Origin of the sequence: Psychromonas aquimarina ATCC BAA-1526 (assembly GCF_000428725.1) — a bacterium.
Lineage (GTDB): Bacteria > Pseudomonadota > Gammaproteobacteria > Enterobacterales > Psychromonadaceae > Psychromonas > Psychromonas aquimarina.
Genome location: NZ_AUAM01000017.1, coordinates 93,123 through 112,071, shown reverse-complemented (window position 1 = coordinate 112,071; position 18,949 = coordinate 93,123). Strand labels below are relative to the sequence as shown.

General features: G+C 42.8%; 15 protein-coding genes and 1 tRNA gene. 4 read left to right on the top strand and 12 right to left on the bottom strand.

From position 1 onward, the window contains the following. Positions 1–8 precede the first annotated feature (8 nt). Positions 9–92, bottom strand: a tRNA-Tyr gene (locus G337_RS0107840). A 130-nt stretch (positions 93–222) separates the two neighbouring features. Here G337_RS0107840 and G337_RS27630 point away from each other — a divergent pair. Further along, positions 223–774, top strand: a complete 552-nt coding sequence (locus G337_RS27630) for a VC2046/SO_2500 family protein (RefSeq protein ID WP_051303067.1) — start codon at positions 223–225, stop codon at positions 772–774. Between the two features lie 81 nt (positions 775–855). On the opposite strand, the gene purU is transcribed toward G337_RS27630, so the two are convergent. The 10 genes from purU to G337_RS0107785 form a co-directional block, all read right to left on the bottom strand. Further along, a complete protein-coding gene (gene purU, locus G337_RS0107830; protein WP_028863402.1) occupies positions 856–1,692 on the bottom strand; it encodes a formyltetrahydrofolate deformylase in 837 nt (278 codons plus the stop codon). A gap of 17 nt (positions 1,693–1,709) precedes the next feature. Then, complete coding sequence (locus tag G337_RS0107825) at positions 1,710–2,189, bottom strand: YchJ family protein (protein ID WP_028863401.1); 480 nt, start codon at positions 2,187–2,189, stop codon at positions 1,710–1,712. A 330-nt stretch (positions 2,190–2,519) separates the two neighbouring features. Then, entirely contained in the window at positions 2,520–4,190 is a 1,671-nt protein-coding gene (gene asnB, locus G337_RS0107820; RefSeq protein ID WP_028863400.1) for an asparagine synthase B, read from the bottom strand. Positions 4,191–4,547: 357 nt separating this feature from the next. Continuing rightward, positions 4,548–6,164 (bottom strand): cation:proton antiporter domain-containing protein, encoded by a 1,617-nt coding sequence (locus tag G337_RS0107815; RefSeq protein ID WP_028863399.1) that lies wholly within the window; start codon positions 6,162–6,164, stop codon positions 4,548–4,550. 129 nt (positions 6,165–6,293) lie between these two features. Beyond that, positions 6,294–8,000 (bottom strand): tetratricopeptide repeat protein, encoded by a 1,707-nt coding sequence (locus G337_RS25815; protein ID WP_051303065.1) that lies wholly within the window; start codon positions 7,998–8,000, stop codon positions 6,294–6,296. Between the two features lie 369 nt (positions 8,001–8,369). Beyond that, positions 8,370–9,563: a mannose-6-phosphate isomerase, class I gene (manA, locus tag G337_RS0107805; protein ID WP_028863398.1), complete on the bottom strand. Its 1,194-nt coding sequence runs from the start codon at positions 9,561–9,563 to the stop codon at positions 8,370–8,372. 118 nt (positions 9,564–9,681) lie between these two features. Continuing rightward, positions 9,682–10,686, bottom strand: coding sequence for a LacI family transcriptional regulator (locus tag G337_RS0107800; RefSeq protein ID WP_028863397.1), 1,005 nt, complete (start codon positions 10,684–10,686; stop codon positions 9,682–9,684). Between the two features lie 220 nt (positions 10,687–10,906). After that, positions 10,907–11,224 (bottom strand): PTS N,N'-diacetylchitobiose transporter subunit IIA, encoded by a 318-nt coding sequence (gene chbA / locus G337_RS0107795; protein WP_028863396.1) that lies wholly within the window; start codon positions 11,222–11,224, stop codon positions 10,907–10,909. Between the two features lie 11 nt (positions 11,225–11,235). Continuing rightward, positions 11,236–12,618: a glycoside hydrolase family 1 protein gene (locus G337_RS0107790; RefSeq protein WP_028863395.1), complete on the bottom strand. Its 1,383-nt coding sequence runs from the start codon at positions 12,616–12,618 to the stop codon at positions 11,236–11,238. A 12-nt stretch (positions 12,619–12,630) separates the two neighbouring features. Next, positions 12,631–12,936, bottom strand: coding sequence for a PTS sugar transporter subunit IIB (locus tag G337_RS0107785; protein WP_028863394.1), 306 nt, complete (start codon positions 12,934–12,936; stop codon positions 12,631–12,633). A gap of 360 nt (positions 12,937–13,296) precedes the next feature. On the opposite strand from G337_RS0107785, the gene G337_RS0107780 reads away from it, so the two are divergent. Continuing rightward, positions 13,297–14,586: a PTS sugar transporter subunit IIC gene (locus G337_RS0107780; RefSeq protein ID WP_028863393.1), complete on the top strand. Its 1,290-nt coding sequence runs from the start codon at positions 13,297–13,299 to the stop codon at positions 14,584–14,586. 182 nt (positions 14,587–14,768) lie between these two features. Here G337_RS0107780 and G337_RS25810 read toward each other — a convergent pair whose 3' ends face one another. Continuing rightward, positions 14,769–15,689 carry an ROK family protein gene (locus tag G337_RS25810; RefSeq protein ID WP_051303063.1) on the bottom strand — a complete coding sequence of 307 codons (921 nt, stop codon included), beginning with the start codon at positions 15,687–15,689 and terminating at the stop codon, positions 14,769–14,771. Between the two features lie 429 nt (positions 15,690–16,118). On the opposite strand from G337_RS25810, the gene G337_RS0107770 reads away from it, so the two are divergent. Next, complete coding sequence (locus tag G337_RS0107770) at positions 16,119–17,453, top strand: PTS sugar transporter subunit IIC (protein ID WP_028863392.1); 1,335 nt, start codon at positions 16,119–16,121, stop codon at positions 17,451–17,453. Between the two features lie 72 nt (positions 17,454–17,525). Continuing rightward, the gene (locus G337_RS0107765; RefSeq protein WP_028863391.1) at positions 17,526–18,914 is read left to right on the top strand and encodes a glycoside hydrolase family 1 protein; all 1,389 of its coding nucleotides are present in this window, start codon (positions 17,526–17,528) and stop codon (positions 18,912–18,914) included. Positions 18,915–18,949 lie beyond the last annotated feature (35 nt).

Below are 18,949 nucleotides of genomic sequence, written 5' to 3'. Positions count from 1 at the left end.
GATTGAAATGGTGGAGGGAGGTGGATTCGAACCACCGAAGCTTACGCGGCAGATTTACAATCTGCTCCCTTTGGCCACTCGGGAACCCCTCCGTCATTTCGCGGTGAATAATATCAGTATTTTTTTGTTTGTGAAGAGAAAATTAAAGAAAAACATTAAATAAAATCAGTTTGTTGCCGATAACTTAGATTATGTCTATTAAATGTCGAAAATCGTATAAATATGAAACAAGTTGAAAGCGGGCTGATAATAAATGAGTGGCAGTTAGGTCAGCAGTTAAATACTGCTGTGCATAACGGCACTCGTGATAAATTTAATCTGCTGCTCAGTTTGCTATCAGATGATGCTCGGGATTTTGCTCAGTTTACCTGCCGTCCGGCTGAAGAAGAGGTATTAGCTGAGCAGACAATACGGGATTCGCTGTTCCTGCCTGAAGGACAGCCCTTAGTGAATAAAGGTATTTCGTTAGAGCAGGCGGCAGCTTTAAATGAAGATTTACATAACAATAATTTCACCAGCATTCGTTTGAAGCAGCTATTAAATAATGAAGCACTGTTGTCACGAAGCGCTGCGCCTGATATTCCCTGTGACGTTAAAGAGAATTTATCCTTCCTGTCGCAGCAGCGCCTGACGGCCGCTCAGGAAAACACTCAGGCTGGTAAAGTTGAGGTACAGAGAGCACCTGGAGTCGGGGCTGATATGATGGAATTATATAAAACGCTGGATTTAGATAATAAGCCGATAAAGGTAACTTACAGCAATGCCGTTAATTAGGTTATCTGTTTACTTTTTTAATAAAAAAGCCGTTAACTTTTACAAGCTGACGGCTTTTTCTATTGCTTATCTATCTGATGCTTATTTAAAAACAACGGTGCGGTTAGCGTAAACAAAGACTTTATCGTCTAAAACCTGCTGCAGCGCACGGCTTAATACTGATTTCTCAACATCGCGGCCTACCTTAGCAAGATCTTCTGCATTGTATGCATGGTCGATATGGGCAACATCCTGAATAATAATCGGGCCTTCATCGAGGTCATTATTAACAAAGTGTGCCGTAGCACCGATAATTTTCACGCCGCGGTCAAATGCCTGCTGGTATGGTTTAGCACCGATAAAAGCGGGTAAAAATGAGTGGTGGATATTGATCAGTTTATTCTCATAGGCTTCAACAAATGTCGGCGTTAAAATACGCATATATTTAGCAAGAATGACATAGTCCGGTGTGTAAGGAGCAATGGCTTCCATAACTTTTTCTTCGTGCTCTTCACGAGATAAACCTTCGTGACTGACGGTATGGTAAGGGATATCAAACTTAGACACTAAATCTTCTAAAATATCATAATTACCGATAACGGCTGCAATCTCAACATCAATGCCGCCGTAGGTGCTTTTCATCAGAATATCACCCAGGCAGTGTGCTTCTTTAGTCACAAGTATTACTATGCGCTTTTTCTGCGATGAGATTAACGAGCGGTGCGAGCCTTTCGGCAGGCTGAAGTCTAAATCGGCTAATAATGTCTGATCGTTAAAGTAACCCTCAATTTCAGTACGCATAAAGAAGCGGCTGTGTTGATGGTCGACAAATTCATTGTTTTTAACAATGTTTAACTGGTGTTTATGGCAGATATTTGTAATCTGTGCAATGAGACCTTTGCTGTCAGGGCAGTCAGTCAGTAGTGTTTTCTTTTCCATTTTGATCTCTTTAATTGTTAATTAGCAGCGCAGCATCTTTTATATTTTTTACCACTGCCGCAGGGACAGATTCCATTACGTGCTATCTTACCTGATTTTTCTTCTGGATAAAAAGTACCATCACAATAAAGCCATTGATCACCCTTTTTTACAAAATTTGAGCGCTCATGATGGCAGCCTAAGCGGCCGTTTTCAATGTACCAGGCTTTAAATTCAACAAAACCGGTTTTCTCTAGGCTTTCAGAAGCGATAATTTGTAAATTTTTCCAGTCCATGGTTTTTTCTGATAACTGCTCAATGGTTAATGAACCGCGAAAGTCGGCATCATAGGTAGAAAACAGGTAAGCGCCGAACTGCAGTACAAAGGCACTGAAGCGTGAGCGCATCAGCTGCTCACAGGTCTCAGGTTTTGCTTTGCTCTCATGAAAAGGCAGACAGCACTGCTGATAGCTCTTTCCGCTTTTACAGGGGCAGGCCTGCTGGTGTTGTTCGGTCATTGTATTTTGTCCATAAAAAAAGCGTTCCTAGGAACGCTTTTAAAATAATGATTAGGGCCTGTTTATCTTTGCTCTTTGTTCCTGCTGGAGGCTATTTTTATGCTCAGCAAGGCAGAAGTCATGCAGTGTAGTCGCTCTACATTAATGACTGCTAACGAAGTTGAGTGTAAAAATAGCCCCAGCCCTTCGGGTTGAGTCTGAAAATTCCTCACTCTGCGTTGCTCATCACTCATTTAGAACAACTAAACTTCATTCTTCGCGCCTTGATTGAGAAACTTTCAGACTCAACAGGGGCAATTTTCAAAGATAATCAGGCCCTAAGCAAAGCGTTTATTTCTGCTTGTATGCATCGTGGTGGATGCCGGCTGCGCGGCCGGAAGGATCTGCATTATTCAGGAAGCTTGCATCCCAGGCTAATGCTTCAACGGTTGAACAGGCAACCGATTTTCCGTGCGGTACACATTCTGCTGCACTGTCCAGCGGGAAGTGCTCGGCAAAAATGCTGCGGTAGAAGTAAGCTTCTTTAGTATCCGGCGTATTGATCGGGAATTTGAACTGCGCTGTTGCCAGCTGCTGATCCGTTACCTGCGTTTCGATATGTTCTTTTAACGTATCAATCCAGCTGTAACCCACACCGTCGGAGAACTGCTCTTTCTGACGCCATAAAACTTCGCTTAACAGTTTACCGTCAAATGCTTCGCGCAGAATATTTTTCTCGATACGGCCGTCTTTAATCATTTTAAGCTCCGGGTTAGTACGCATTGCTACGTCCAGGAACTCTTTATCCAAGAAGGGGACGCGTGCTTCAACACCCCAGGCTGACATTGATTTGTTAGCACGTAAACAGTCAAACATATGCAGTTTGTTAAGTTTACGGTTTAACTCTTCATGGAACTCTTGAGAGTTAGGCGCTTTATGGAAGTATAAGTAGCCGCCGAAGATTTCATCTGCACCTTCACCGGAAAGTACCATTTTGATACCCATGGCTTTTATCTTACGTGCCATCAGATACATAGGAGTCGAAGCGCGGATAGTGGTCACATCATAGGTTTCCAGATGATAAATAACTTCACGCAGTGCATCGATACCGTTTTGTTCAGTAAAGATAATCGGGTGGTGTACAGTACCCAGCTCTTTTGCAACTTTTTCTGCCGCTGCTAAATCCGGCGAGCCTTCAAGGCCTACAGAGAAAGAGTGCAGCTGCGGCCACCATGCGCCGGACTGATCATTATCTTCGACACGCTGTTTAGCAAATTTCTGTGTGACTGCAGAGATAACTGATGAATCTAAACCGCCTGACAGTAATACACCATAGGGTACATCACACATAAGCTGACGCTTAACAGACTCTTCAAGTGCCTGACCGATTTCGGCCGCACTGCCCTGGTTATCTTTAACTGCATCATATTCCATCCAGTCACGAACATAATATTTAGTTATCTCACCTATTTCACTATCTAGAAAATGTCCCGGCGGAAATTCCTGAACTTTTGAACAAACCGGCGTTAATGCTTTCATTTCTGATGCAACGTAGAAGTTGCCGTGCTCATCCCAGCCCATATACAGCGGGATAATACCCATATGGTCGCGGCCGATCAGGTATCTGTCTTTTTCTGCATCATATAAACAGAAAGCAAAGATACCGTTAAGGTCATCTAAAAAGGTATTACCTTTTTCTTCGTATAAACCAAGAATAATTTCACAGTCAGATTTTGTTTTAAACTGGTAACCGCAGGTTAATTCAGCTTCTAAGTCTTTGTGGTTGTAGATCTCGCCGTTTACCGCAAGGATATGTGTATCATTTTGATTGTACAGTGGCTGTGCGCCTGTATTTACGTCAACAATTGAAAGACGTTCATGAACAAGAATAGCTTTATCAGACGAGTAAACACCAGACCAGTCCGGTCCGCGGTGACGAAGCAGTTTTGACATTTCAATTGCCTGCTGGCGCAGTGCGAGAGGATCGCTTTTAATGTCGAGCACACCAAAAATAGAACACATAACGTTACCTTTTTCTTAAACGAATATTGATGAAAATTCGTTTTTTTGTATTAATAATGCTTTTCCATTTGCTTAAACAAAGCAAAAAGAGAACGAGTTTAATCGAGAAAGTATGCAGACGATTTTTGCAGAATAAGCAAGAAAAGTCACACTAAATCAGTGCAGTTAATTTAAAAGTCACACTGTAATAGTCCAAACTACATGGAAATGTGCCGTTCAGCAAGTCGATAAATGAACAGATTTATGCTCTGATGTTGAATATTCAGTCATTTCTGCATGGAAATCAGGCCGTATTTATTATCGGCAGGAGGCAGAAAAAAGCGTAGGCTGCTGTAACGCCTTTTTCCATCAACAGCTTTACAGTTCCTGTTTATGCTGAGTTGTTGTCAGCTGCGGCTGCAGTTCTGTCCAGACATGGTGCGCAAAACCTGAGCCGGCTTCTTCGTACATATTATAAACCGGGCTAACACCAAGTTCATTGAGCTCCTTTTCATCGGCTTTATAATGCGCCAGGGCGGCGACTTTAAAACTGCAGCTGGCAATTTTGTTAAGCTGCTCAGCCGCATAACGGTTACCATTATGGTCCGGCATGGCTAATAAAATCAGTTTTATATTTTCTGTTAACTGCAGTTTATTCCAGAAATCAGAATCGAGGGCATCACCGGTAATCACCCTTCGTCCGTATTCACGGTGTTTCAGGGTTGTCTGATGGTCGTAATCGACTCCCATTACTTTTTCACCATAATTAACTTTTAATGCATCGTAAGCCCCTGCGCCGATCCGTCCCATACCCATCACTAAAATCTGGGCATCACCCACTCGTACCGGACGGTCGTCTAAGTGTAAACGAGTGGCCTGGAAGCGTTTTAAGGAGCGGGTAAAACGGCTGTAGATATCATCGGAATATTTATTTAACAGAGAGGCAATAATAAAACTGAGCGATACTGCGATAGCGGTAATGATTAACCAGTCTTGCGACAACCAGCCTTTATAGGTTGCCAGGGATGCGACAATTAAGCCGAATTCACTGTAGTTGGCGAGAGAAAATGCGGCAAAAAGAGAAGTACGGGAGCGTAGTTTAAATTTAGTTAAGGTTACGAAATACAGTGCAATTTTGCCGAATAACAGAACTGATAATATAGATGCGATTAACAGGTGATCCATATTCGGCAGTCCGCCTAAACCTATGCTTAAAAAGAAGCAGATTAAAAACAGCTCTTTCATATTAAACAGAGATCTTGCCATATCTTTTGCACTCGGGTGACCTGCCAGCAGCATACCGGCAATCAGTGCACCTAAGTCGGCTTTCATGCCAACGGATTCAAATATTCCGGCACCGATAACTAATGCTAAGAAAAAGCCGTATAAAACCAGCAGTTCGCCATGACCAGCTCTATCCAGCAGTTTAAATAATAATGGTCGAATAAGCGGCAGTGCAAAGAGTGCGAAGGCCCAGATAGAGGGGACTTTACCAACTGAAAGCGTTAAAAACAGCACGGCAAAAATATCCTGCATGATCAGGATACCGATAGCAATACGCCCGTACAGTGAATTAGTTTCACTTTTTTCTTCGAGAATTTTTACCGCAAATACGGTACTGGAAAAGCTTAAAGCAAAGGAAACTAAGATTAAACCTAAGGTATCCAGATCGGCGAAAAAACTCAAACCCAGCTGTTTTAAGGCAAATAAAAGCAGGGTATAAAAAACAATACTGGCGCTTATATGAATTGAGGCGCCTCCCCATACTTCAGTTTTAAACAGGGTGCGGATATCCAGTTTTAGGCCGATAGAAAAAAGTAATAGAGTAACTCCTAAATTAGCTAAGGTATTCAAACCTTCACTTGATTCAAACCCGAAAAAATTCAGTGCAAAGCCAGCGAGTAGAAAGCCGACCATGGGAGGCAGACCGGTAAAGTTAATTACCATGCCGAAACTAAATGCGGTGCCGATAAAAAGTAAAAGGTTAGTATCCATGGACTCAACTTATTTAATACAACATTAATTTTTATAAACTATCTGCAGCACTAGTACTTTGAAATAGTTCTTTTCATATGAGATTGATTTTATGGGAATGAACGAGGCAGGACAATGTTTTTATAATACTCAAAAAAGTCCCGGCTCTGGTATTTCTGATATTTCATCTGAAGCTTTGCTCTGCGGTTTATAGCTTTTATCCTTAGACTGTGCCTGCTGCTTTTCTAATAGAGAGACATGTTCCGGCAGGGAGTAAGTGACAAAGGTAGTGGTATCCGGCCAGCCCCGGTGAACCGTTAACTTTATACCGTCGCTCAGCAGCCACTGAAAGCTTGCTTTACCCTGCTTAACATCTCCAGACTGACTATGCGGCTGACCATGTTTTTTACTGATTTTATTTTTAACCCGGGTAATCAGATCCGGCTTGCTGCGTCCGATAAAAGTATATTTTGCGCTGACAAACAGATCTTCTCTGGTGTAGATTACTTCTAATTCACTGGTGCCTCGTATTACGGCCCCGGTAAAATAAGTATCAGACCAGCTGTTGAGATCCTCATTTATCGCGGTGATTTTTTGATCTTTAATTTTTTTCCTTAATAATTCCCGGCTGCTGCAGGCGATGGGCAGGGTAAATAGTTTAGTTGTGGCATTTTCATGACATTTATTTAGTTTGGAAAGTATCAGATAACGTTCCTGAGCCCATTTCTGCGATGCATTTTTATAAAGAGAGCTGGCAAGCCATGGATCGCTTTTAACCCCTAAACCATGTTCGTATAAATAGCCTAAGCGTCCTGTTGCTTGTTTATTACCCTGTGATGATGCTCTTTGAAAATATTTAGCGGCTTTTACGTAGTCAACTTTTATCCTTCGATCTCCCTCCTGATAAATAACACCAAGCTGATACAGCGATAAAGCATGGTTTTGTCTAGCAGCCTGGTTATACCAGTCTAGTGCCAGGCGAATATCTTTATTTGTGCCAAGGCCGAGCTGGTAAATAGTACCTAGTTTATATTGAGCTGCATTGTTGCCTTGAGACGCTGCTTTTTCATACCAGAGGCGGGCATTGTTTAAATCGATATCCCCGCCTTTACCTAATTCAAAGAATTCAGCAACTTTGAAAGCTGAAGGTGAATAATTAGCCGTCGCTGATTTTAAATATAGAGATTTGGCCTGCTGATAATTGAGAGGGGCGCCACGGCCGTACTCATACATAAAAGCGAGGTGATACTGAGCTAAAGCATTACCCTGTGTGGCGGCCGTTTCGTACCACTGTATTGCCAGCTGATAGTCCTGCGTTGTTCCTTTGCCGCTTTGATATACCTTGCCGAGGTTTATTTGTGCGGTTATATGGCCCTGTTCAGCGGCTTTATGGAACCACATCAGGCTTTCTTTATCACTTTGTTGAACACCGCTGCCGGTTTGAAAATGCACCCCTAGTTTGAACTGTGAAACCGCATCCCCCTGATTGGCCGCCTTTAAAAACCAGCTTACCGCTTTGTGCTGATTTTCTGGAATCTCTGTGCCTTTTTCATACATAGTGGCAAGTACGTACTGCGATGCAACATCTCCCTGCTCAGCCGCTTTTGTATACCAGTACACCGCCTGCTGAGCGTTTTTCGGGACGCCTTTTCCGCTTTCATACATCCAGCCCAGCGTATACTGGGCTGCTGCATCACCTTTTTCGGCTAATGGTGTCCACAGTTCGATTGCCCGTTTATAATCCCCTGCTTGTGATGCCTCATAACCCTGGGTGAATTTCGCGCTCGCAAAAGCCCCTCCGCTATAACAAAAAGTAAGTAGAAGTAAAATTGAGGTCAAGCGAGTAAGTATTAACATCCAGTCAATATTAAATCCGTTTATATTTAATCGTAAATGAAGTATAAGACATTTAAAACTGAATAAAATAAAACATTTTCTGGTCAGTAAACAGGCTGATTCATTTGTGAGTTAACTCACTGTGCCGCTGAATTGTTTCTATACCGAGAGTGTGGTTTAACTTTTTGAAAAATATGGTTTTAAGCGGTATTGAATTGGAATATTAAAAATTGTCGGCACCCTGCTGTACGCGTTTATTAATAGCTGATGAGTATACAGCTAGTAAGCTGCTTCCACTGCCTGAATTTTAAATTCTCAGGCAGTGTTTTTTTATTCAGGTGGGTTGACGGAAATAAATGTTTTCCATTTTATTAGGCGCACAGCCAGCCCTTAGTTATATGCGCGTGCAAAGCAGCCCTGGCTGAGCACTTGATAGGCTCTGCTGTAAGCCGGGATGAACACGGATTCGCCTTTATTTATGGTCAGTCTTTCCTGGTTTTCATGGCGTAAAGTGAGCGGGGCATCAACAGCAAAAATGATTTCTGCACTTTGTGTCTGCAGAGTCAGCCCTTGCCGGTAGACACTGAAATTGAAGTCTGATACAGGAATCTGGTAGTGCTCGGCACCTGTACTTATTTCAGGCACAGATAAAATACTGTTATAGGCTTTGCTCTCAAATAGAGTATTAGCGGCCAGTTCTTTAATATCAATATGTTTACCCGTCAGGCCTGCCCGTAATACATTGTCTGAGTTTGCCATTATTTCCAGCCCTGTGCCGTTAATGTAGGCATGCGGTGTGCAGGCATCAAGAAACATTGCCTGACCCGGCTGCAGGGTAATAACATTGAGCAGCAGTGGTGAAAACAGGCCGAGATCTCCGGGATACTGTTCAGCTAGGCAGAGAATAAGTGCATATATCTCATCCTGCGTATTACTTCCGGCTGCACGGAGCAGTGAATTGACGGCACTTTCTTTGGCTTTGCCCTGTAATGATAACATTGCGCTAAAAAACTCCTGCAGCCCGAGGCTGTTTTTCTGCCGGGTAAAACGGTTGAGCAGGGGGCTTAGTTCATCAATGTCCAGCTGCTCAAAGGCCGCTATGATCTCTTCAATATCACGAAAACCATTCATAGCCTGATAAGGGGTTAATGCAAAAACCAGCTCGGGTTTATGATTAGCATCTTTATAATTACGGGCTGCGTCCTGTAAAGGTATGTTTTGCAGCTCTTCCTTGTTAAACCCTTGTTCAGCTTGTTTTTTATTTGGATGTACCTGGATTGACAGTGCTTTTTCTGCCGCTAATACTTTAAATAAATAAGGCAGTTCGCCAAATTCTGCCTGGGTTTTATCCCCTAAAACGGCGCGGGCATCACTGTTAATAAAATCAGAAAGCGGCATTGTGGTGCCGTTAATATTAACCTTTGAACATCCGTTGGCATGGGCTCCCATCCAGATTTCAGCCTGAGGCTGATTTTCTGAATTATTCAGCGCAAACAGTTCCTGCAGGGATGTTGTACTGCCCCATGCATAATTTTGAATGACATTGTGCATTTTCAAAAACACAGGGTGATCTGTTGTCTCCATTAATTAGTCCTTTTAAATAAAAATATATAAAATACTCAGCATCTTTGTCTTTAATGCACTTTGCGCTGCTTAAAAGTCTAATTTCACTGCTGTTAAAATTGTTTTAACAGCAGCTGCTTCAGCGCTGGTAAAATGTTGGTTTGTCTACTAGCTGTAGATTTTCAGGTGCTTCACCTTCAATATTACGTATCAGCATTTGTGCAAGATTACGACCTGAGTTATGAAAGTTCTGCCTAAAGCCGGATATTGGCGGTGTAAAGTAGGCCGGTAAAGAGCAGGTTTCCATTACCACTATGTGAACATCTTTTCCCGCAACTTTACCGGCGCTTTTTATCCCGGCAAGGATCACCATGGCTGAAATTTCCGAGCTGCAGATAATACCGTCAGGTGCATCCTCCTGACTCAGCAGCTGCCTGGTATATTCCTGGTAGTCTTCCATTTCATAACCAGCGGCAGTATCTTTGTGTTGATCAAACTGAAACCCGCATTCCAGAGACGCCCGGCGTACTCCGTAAATTTTATGCCAGCTATAGGTATAATCGAGTGAGGATATAAACAGCTTGATATGCCTGCATCCCTGGTTAAACAAGTGGGTTGCCGCTCTATAAGCAAAATCGTAGTTGTCAATATCATAATAAGGATGTTCAATACTCATCTCGGTTTGACCAAATGTAATAAATGGAAAGCCTTTTTCATTGAGGTATTTGACCCTTTCATCTGCAGGTTTAGTCAGGTTGAAAATAACGCCGTCAGCAATATGGTTATCAACAACATATTTGACCGAAAGCAGGGGATCTTCGCCTGGTTTCATCGGCAGAACAGTCAAATGATACGGGGTGTTTTCCAGCGCATTGGTTAACCCTTCAATCAGCGGCAGAGTACTAATATCCCCGATCATGTCACCGGGTTTCTGTACTGGAAAAATGGCGCAGATATTAAAGTTACGTCCGGTTTTCAGCCCGACACCGGAAAGATTAGGGCGGTAGCCTAGTTCTTCTGCTGCCGCTTTAACGATATCTTTAGTCGGCTGTTTCACTTCCGGAGCATCTTTGAGTGCACGGGATACCGTGGTTACTGATAACCCGGTATGCTTTGCTAATGTTTTTAATGTTGCATGAGCCATAGTGGACTCCATCAATTTATGGTGCCGCTGATTTTAGCCTGATTAGAGGTGTTTTAATATCTAACCACTCAAATTAATCAGCACATTAGTACACTTTCACAGGAAGCTGTGAACTGCAGGTAAAAAAGCTCCGCCGCTAAATTTAATTACTGCTCACGGCCGTCAGCCGGGTCTAAGGTATTCATTTTATAATATCAGGGGGGACTGCTCCCCCCGCAGTTTATGCATTTACTGTTTCTATATGCTGGTACAGTGCAATCATTTCTGTTACCAGTTCTTTTGCCAGCATTGAAGTCATCAGGTGATCCTGTGCATGAACCATTACCAGGGTCATTTTCGTTTTACCTTCACCCTGATCATATTCAATCAGCTTCGTCTGCACAGCATGTGCTGCCTTGGCGGCTTCCTGAGACTCATCTAATAATGTCTGTGCTTCATCAAACTGGCCTTGTTTGGCTTTTTTTAATGCTTCATAACTGAGGCTGCGTGCTTGTCCTGCATTGATAATAATGCCCATAACCTGTTCTTCTAAATCCATTACTTTTCTCCTTAGTTAAAGCCGTTATCTTTAGATACATCAGCAAACCAGTCACCGCTTTTTTTAATGGTCCGTGTTTGCGATGCAAGATCCAGCTGAATAAATCCATAGCGGTTTTTATAGGAATTTGACCAGGACCAGCAGTCAATAAAGGTCCATAAATGATAACCGAGGCAGTTTGAGCCTTCGCTAATCGCTTTATGAGTCCATTTCAGATGATCTTTTACAAATTCAATTCGATAATCATCCTGAATCTGACCGTCCACAATGAACTTTTCTTCGTTTTCTACACCCATACCGTTCTCTGAAATGAAGCATGGAATATTTCCGTAGTTTTCACGAAGATCGGTCAAAATATCATAAAGGCCTTTTTCGTAAATCTCCCAGCCGCGGTGGGGATTCATTTTACAGCCGGGCATATCATAATTATCAAAGAACCACTCCGGCATAAACGGACCGTCGCTATTAACTGCATTGGCACGGGCACAAACGCGGCGTGGACGATAATAATTTACTCCAAGCAGATCCACTTTACCTGCTGCTATGATTTCCAAATCACCTTTTTCACAGCCTGGCAGCTGCTTATATTCTTTTAATAAGTCCACTAACTCCTGCGGAAATTCCCCCAGAGTTACAGGATCAAGGAAACTGCGGTTAAAGATAAGGTCGGCAATATCGGCAGCTTTTAAATCCGCCGGATTTTGCGAACGCGGATAAGAAGGGGTCAGATTTAAAATAATGCCTATTTCACCTTTAAGCTGCAGTGTACGATATTTCTGTACCGCTTTACTGTGGGCTAAAATAGAGTTGAAGGCGACGGCCGCTGCACGTTGAAAGTCGACGACATTAGGATAATGGAAGTCGTACAGGTAACCGCCTTCTACCGGCACTATGGGTTCATTAAAAGTAAACCAGTATTTGACGCGGTCGCCGAATAACTTAAAACAAACTTCGGCAAAAGCAGCAAAAGCATCAACTACTTCGCGAGACTCCCAGCCGCCTTTTTCCTGCATCGGCATCGGCATGTCAAAGTGAAACAGGTTGATAAACGGCTCAATCCCCTGAGCAAGCAACTCGTCAATAACATTATTATAAAAATCAACCGCCTGCTGATTAACCGTCCCGGTACCTTGGGGAATGAGGCGCGACCAGGAAATTGAAGTACGGAAGCTGTTATGGCCAATCTTTTTCATCAGCGCAATATCATCACGATAGTTACGGTAGAAGGTTGAAGCGTCTGTGGCACCTACCTGATTATGAAAGCGGGTAGGCTGCTCTTTAAACCAGTGATCCCAGATATTTTCGCCTTTGCCGTCTTCAAAAGCGGCACCTTCAGTCTGCGGAGCTGATGTTGCGCTGCCCCACCAGAAGTTTTGTGGAAATTTATACTGCATAGATAACCTCGATTAACCGATAAGCTCAAGAGCAAAATCTAATACCTTGTCTGCTTTCTGCATGCCGTAGTCCATGGTGTTGATCGCTTCAACCTTGATTCCATGAGCATTGGCTTTCTGCTGCAGGTCGGCCTGCATGTATTTGATCTGCGGGCCTAAAAGAACAACCTGGTAATTCGCAAGCTGATTGTCGAATTCAGCTGCACCGAAGGCTTTGATTTCAGCGGGAAGGCCTCGACTTTCAGCCTCTTTCTGCATTTTTTTTACCAGCATACTGGTAGACATACCTGCTGAGCAGCATAACATGATTTTTTTCATAACGATAAACTCCTTGCTTTAATGAATATTGACACTATATTGCTTTGGATTGTTTTGGTAAACGCTTTCCGTTTGTTTGCTGTTGGGAGTGTGAAGTTGATCACCAGTTGAAAGTATAAGTCCTTGACTTTGTTTTTCTTGGTGAGGTGTTCTTCTGTAGTGGTGTCTGTGTTTACTGCTTTATAGCGTACTTAAGAAGAAATACTGTTGCGTCAGATTTTTATTGTCACTTGGTAAGCGCTTACCGGTTGGCGTTCGTGTGTTTTGTAACGTTGCGGTAATTTTTGTTCTATAATCTGAACTCTGCTTAGTATTAAGGCTAAGCTTGTTAATATTTAACAGAAATAACAGGGAAAGTTAATGACAACAATATTTGATAAGCTGGAACGTTATCTGCTGCCGCTGGCTGAGGCGTTTTCGAGAAATACCTATTTGAATGCTGTCAGGGATGCATTTCTAGTTAATATGCCGCTTTTGATTGCTGGTTCACTTTTTATGCTGATTGCAGCATTCCCTATTCCGGGATACGGGCCTTTTATGGCAGACCTTTTGGGAAAGAACTGGTCAGATTATATGTGGGGAATTGCTGATGTTACATTCGGCCTGATGGGACTGATCACAGCTGTATCGGTTGGCTATAATCTGGCTAAAGCATTCAGACTTGATGCATTAATGATTGCAGTCCTGTCGCTGATCTGTTTTTTATTTCTACTGCCTTTCTCTATTGAACTGGAACAGGGCGGCGGTATTAAAGGTTTATCACTGGAATACCTGGGGGCTAAGGGGATTTTTGTGTCTATTTTTGTCGGCCTATTAGTTACCCATATTGTTAAATTTGCCATGGATTATAAGTTGTATATAAAAATGCCGGAAAGTGTTCCCGAGGGTGTTACCCGGTCATTTAATGCGATTATTCCGGTTTTCCTTACCCTGGCTGTTTTTATTGCGATTAAAGTCCTGGTGGGCTGGTTTGCATTTGATAGTCTGCACAGCATTATCTACAGTGCCCTGCAGAGGCCGCTGCAGAATGTTACTGACGGACCGGCCGCACTTGCCCTTATTGTTTTATTCGAACAGCTGTTATGGATGCTGGGTATTCACGGCGGTATGGTAGTTAACTCAGTGATGACTCCGGTGCTGGATTCATTAGCCATCGAGAACTACTCTGCATTTTTAGCTGGCGGAGAAATACCCTATATTGTTTCCAGCTCTTTCCGTTCTGTTTATCTGCTGATGGGGGGAAGCGGTCTGACATTAGGGCTGATTATTGCGGTATTTATTGTCGGCCGGTCCAGACAGCTTAAATCATTAAGTAAAATGGCGCTGCCGGCGAATCTGTTTAATGTTAATGAACCGATTATATTCGGTATGCCTATTATTCTTAATCCTGTGATGCTTATTCCCTGGGTGTTCGGCCCGGTATTTATTGCCTTATTCACTTATTTTGTTATTTATATCGGGCTGGTGCCGAGTCCTAACGGTATGCCGATTCCATGGACAACCCCTATTTTTATTTCTGGTTTTTTAACTGCCGGTGTTAAAGGTGCGCTTATGCAGCTGGTTAATTTAGTGCTGATCACGCTTATCTATCTGCCCTTTGTGCGGATTATTGATCACCAGTATTATCATGATGAACAGAGAGAGACATAAAGCCTGTACTGTAGAAAACGGGAATGTTTACTTCGCCTTCGACGCCTGTATTATCCTTTTAAACAGATAACAGATTGTGTTTATTAATCTGCATTTTAGCTTTAAGAAGCTGAATTCTTTTGCGGTCTGTTGTGAAGATTATCTGCTCAGAGGCCCTGTTGTGCCTCTGGCGGAAAACTGGCTCAGCAGCTCTGCATTAATGCAGTTGTACTTTCTGTTAACCTGGTTTCACTTCGAAAATGATATAGAGCGCCGTAAAGGTTTGCATCATTATTAAACTGGCAGACACTTAAAGTCGGTCTGACAGCAGGGTATTCAATTTTGCTGATGATCTTATCCAGGGCTTTTTCCAGCTCGGGCAGCAAACCTGCGCGGCAGCTGATAGCGCCGCCTAAGACGATAATCTCCGGATCTTCAATACACTGAATATTATATAAACCCACAGCCAGTCGATAATAATAGTCCTGAATTTCTTCGATAACTTCTTTATCACCGTCATCAGCCATTATAAAAACATCCACTCCGTTGAGTGAATCCTTAGGGACTGATTTACGTCTGGCAACATGTTCTATCAGACCTCGAGTTGAAGCCATGTCGCTGAAAGTCAGCAGCCTGCCGTTTATTTCTCTGCTTATCGCAAAGCCGAATTCGCCGCCGTGCAGATTTTTGCCTTTATGAATTTTCCGTTCGCGGACAATAGCACCGCCTATGCCGGTGCCGATAATAACAAAGCAGCAGTCATTTACATTTTTGGCTGCCCCCTGCCATATTTCTGCCAGGGCTGCGCAGTTAGCATCATTTTCAATTTCTACCGGCAGATTATAACGCAGAGAAAGTATCTGTTTAATATTAGGGCCATGAATATAGGAAATAGCGCTGGCTCCTTCAATAATCCCTGTTTTGCTGTTAACCGCACCAGGAGAGCTGATAGCAATGCCTGTCAATTGTGCCGGGTAACGTTTTACAATTTTATCAATTTCCTTGATCAGGCTGTCTAAACCGTCCTTTGGAGTCGGGAAAGCGTCTTTAGATAATGTTGTCCAGTTATCTTCAATAAAAGCGTATTTTACCGATGAGCCTCCGATATCTAATACTAAATACATAATAATTAATCGTCATCTTTATGGTTGAATAAAATATGGCGTATTAAGCCGTTTGCCTGCTTAAATAAATCGAAACGTTACGATTTATGGCTGGCACTTTGCCATATTGTTAAATGCCATGCTGTGACTTGTTTCTAAAATATGTCAAACAACACCCTGTAGGTGACTTCGTGAGATATTTATAAGTTGTTCTGCTTAAAGCAGGTGCTTGTCGGCTGGCTTCTTTTTGAGTTGTCAATTCATTATTGATTATATCTTTTGAATTAAAGTGAGGTGAATCACGGTTTGTCAATGTGGTTGTTGGAAAGCGTTTACCGTTTCTGTCCGTTTGTGTATTGTAACGTTACGGTAATTGCTGGATTTAATGTTACCTCAGCAGAGCATTGTTACTTTGCTTAATAATACTTAACGGATTTAACAGGTGAATTTATGACAACAATATTTGATAAACTTGAACGCTATCTGCTGCCGGTAGCAGAAGCATTTTCAAAGAATACGTATCTGAATGCTATCAGGGATGCATTTTTAGTTAATATGCCGCTCTTGATTGCCGGATCTATTTTTCTGCTGATAGCCGCGTTCCCTATACCGGGATACGGGCCGTTTATGGCAGATCTGCTGGGCGAAAACTGGTCCAGTTATATGTGGGGAATAGCCGATGTCACATTTGGCATGATGGGGCTGATCACCGCTATTTCAGTTGGTTATAATCTGGCCAAAGCATTTAAACTTGATGCACTGATGATTGCCGTACTTACGCTGATCTGTTTTTTATTACTGCTGCCTTTTTCCATTGAACTGGATCAGGGAGGCAGTATTAAAGGATTATCACTGGAATACTTGGGGGCAAAAGGGATTTTTGTATCCATTTTTGTCGGTATCCTGGTAACTCATATCGTTAAATTTGTTATGGACCGTAAGTTATATATTAAAATGCCGGAAAGTGTTCCAGAGGGAGTGGCTCGATCATTCAACGCGATTGTTCCGGTGTTTCTTACTTTAGCTGTTTTTATCGCGATTAAAGTTCTGGTTGACTGGTCTTCATTTGAAAGCCTGCACAGTATTATCTACAGCATACTGCAGAGACCGCTGCAGAATGTTACCGACGGGCCGATAGCGCTTGCCGTTATTGTTTTATTTGAGCAGCTGCTGTGGGTACTGGGTATTCACGGCGGCATGGTGGTTAACTCGGTGATGACGCCGGTGCTGGATTCATTAGCTATCGAGAACTACTCGGCATTTTTAGCCGGCGAACAAGTGCCTTACATTGTTTCCAGTTCATTCCGTTCAGTTTACCTGCTGATGGGCGGCAGCGGCTTAACATTAGGTCTGATTATTGCGGTGTTTATTGTCGGGCGATCCCGTCAGCTTAAGTCTTTAAGTAAAATGGCGCTGCCGGCGAATGTGTTTAATGTTAATGAACCGATTATATTCGGTATGCCCCTTATTCTTAATCCGGTAATGCTTATTCCCTGGGTGCTTGGTCCGGTATTAATTGCATTATTCACCTATTTTGTTACTTATATCGGCCTGGTGCCGAGTCCAAACGGCATGCCTATTCCATGGACAACACCTATTTTTATCTCTGGTTTTTTAACTGCGGGCGTGAAAGGTGCTGTTATGCAGCTGATTAATTTAGTTCTTATTACACTTATCTACCTGCCGTTTGTGCGTATTCTTGACCGTCAGTACTATCATGAAGAACTGCAGGAAGAGAAAGAATCAGAAGCACAAATAGCAGTACCTGATTTAGGAACAGCTTAATGATAATAAGAGCAGCCGCTGCTCTTATTTATTCACTTATTATTTAAATTTTCAAACAACAGTTGAGGTTTTATGTCTATTTTAACTTTCCCGACGAATTTCTGGTGGGGCAGTGCTTCATCCGGGCCACAGGCTGAAGGCGCTGCGGATAAACTCCATAAAAATATCTGGGATCACTGGTTCGAAGAGCAGCCGGAGTGTTTTTTTGACGGCGTTGGTCCTGAATTAACCAGCGGTTTTTACCAGACATATAAAGATGATATCGCTTTATTAAAACAAACCGGTCACAACAGCTTTCGTACCTCTATCCAGTGGTCGCGTCTGATCCGCAACTTTGAAACGGGAGAAATTTGTCCGAAAGCAGTGACATTTTATAATAATGTGATTGATGAACTGCTGGCTCAGGGCATTGAGCCCTTTATTAACCTGGCCCATTTTGATATGCCTGTTGAACTGCAGGAGCGCGGCGGCTGGGAAAATAAAGAAATTTGTGAATTATATGCTCTGTATGCCGGTAAAGCCTTTGCATTATTCGGCGACAGGGTTAAATACTGGTTCACTTTTAATGAACCGCTTGCGGTAGTTGAATGTGGTTATATTCGCGGCTGGCATTATCCCTGTGTGCAGGATTATACCCGGGCAGTTCAGGTTCAGCATAATATGATTTACGCGCAGGCTAGGGCAATTGAAGAGTACCGGAAATCCGGGAAACAGGGAAAAATTGGTTCAATTATGATCCTGTGCCCGACTTATGCGCGTGATGAGAATAACCCGGAAGATGTGAAGGCAAAGGAACTGGCAGAGCTGTTGTTCAACCGTCCTTTTCTGGACTGTGCAATTGACGGACGCTACCCGCAGGAACTGTTGAATTTCTATCAGCAGCATGGTTTGACACCGGATATGAGTGCCGATGAACTTAAGGTTATTGCCGAAAACAAGATTGATATTCTTGGAGTGAATTATTATTCACCGCGTCGTGTTAAAGCCAAAGAAACTCCCTTTGATGCTGGTGCTCCGCTGATGCCGGAATCATTTTTCGATGAATATGACTGGCCGGAGAAGAAAATTAATCCGCATCGCGGCTGGGAAATTTATGAGCAGGGTGTCTACGACCTGCTGACTGAAGTAAAAAACCGTTACCATAATATTGAATGCTTTATTTCAGAAAACGGGATGGGTGTTGAAGGTGAAGCAAAGTTCCGTAATGCAGAGGGTATTATTGAAGACGGCTACCGGATTGAGTTTATCAAAGATCACTTGCGCTGGGTGCATAAAGCGATTGAAGAGGGAGTGAACTGTCGTGGTTACCACCTGTGGACGGCGATGGATAACTGGTCATGGACGAATGCTTATAAGAACCGTTATGGTTTTGTTGAAGTTGATATTAAAAACGGCTTGAAAAAACGGATTAAAAAGTCAGGCCGCTGGTTTAAGACTGTGCAGGAAAATAATGGTTTCTAATCTGTTTTAAAACCTTAACAGATTAAGTCATGATC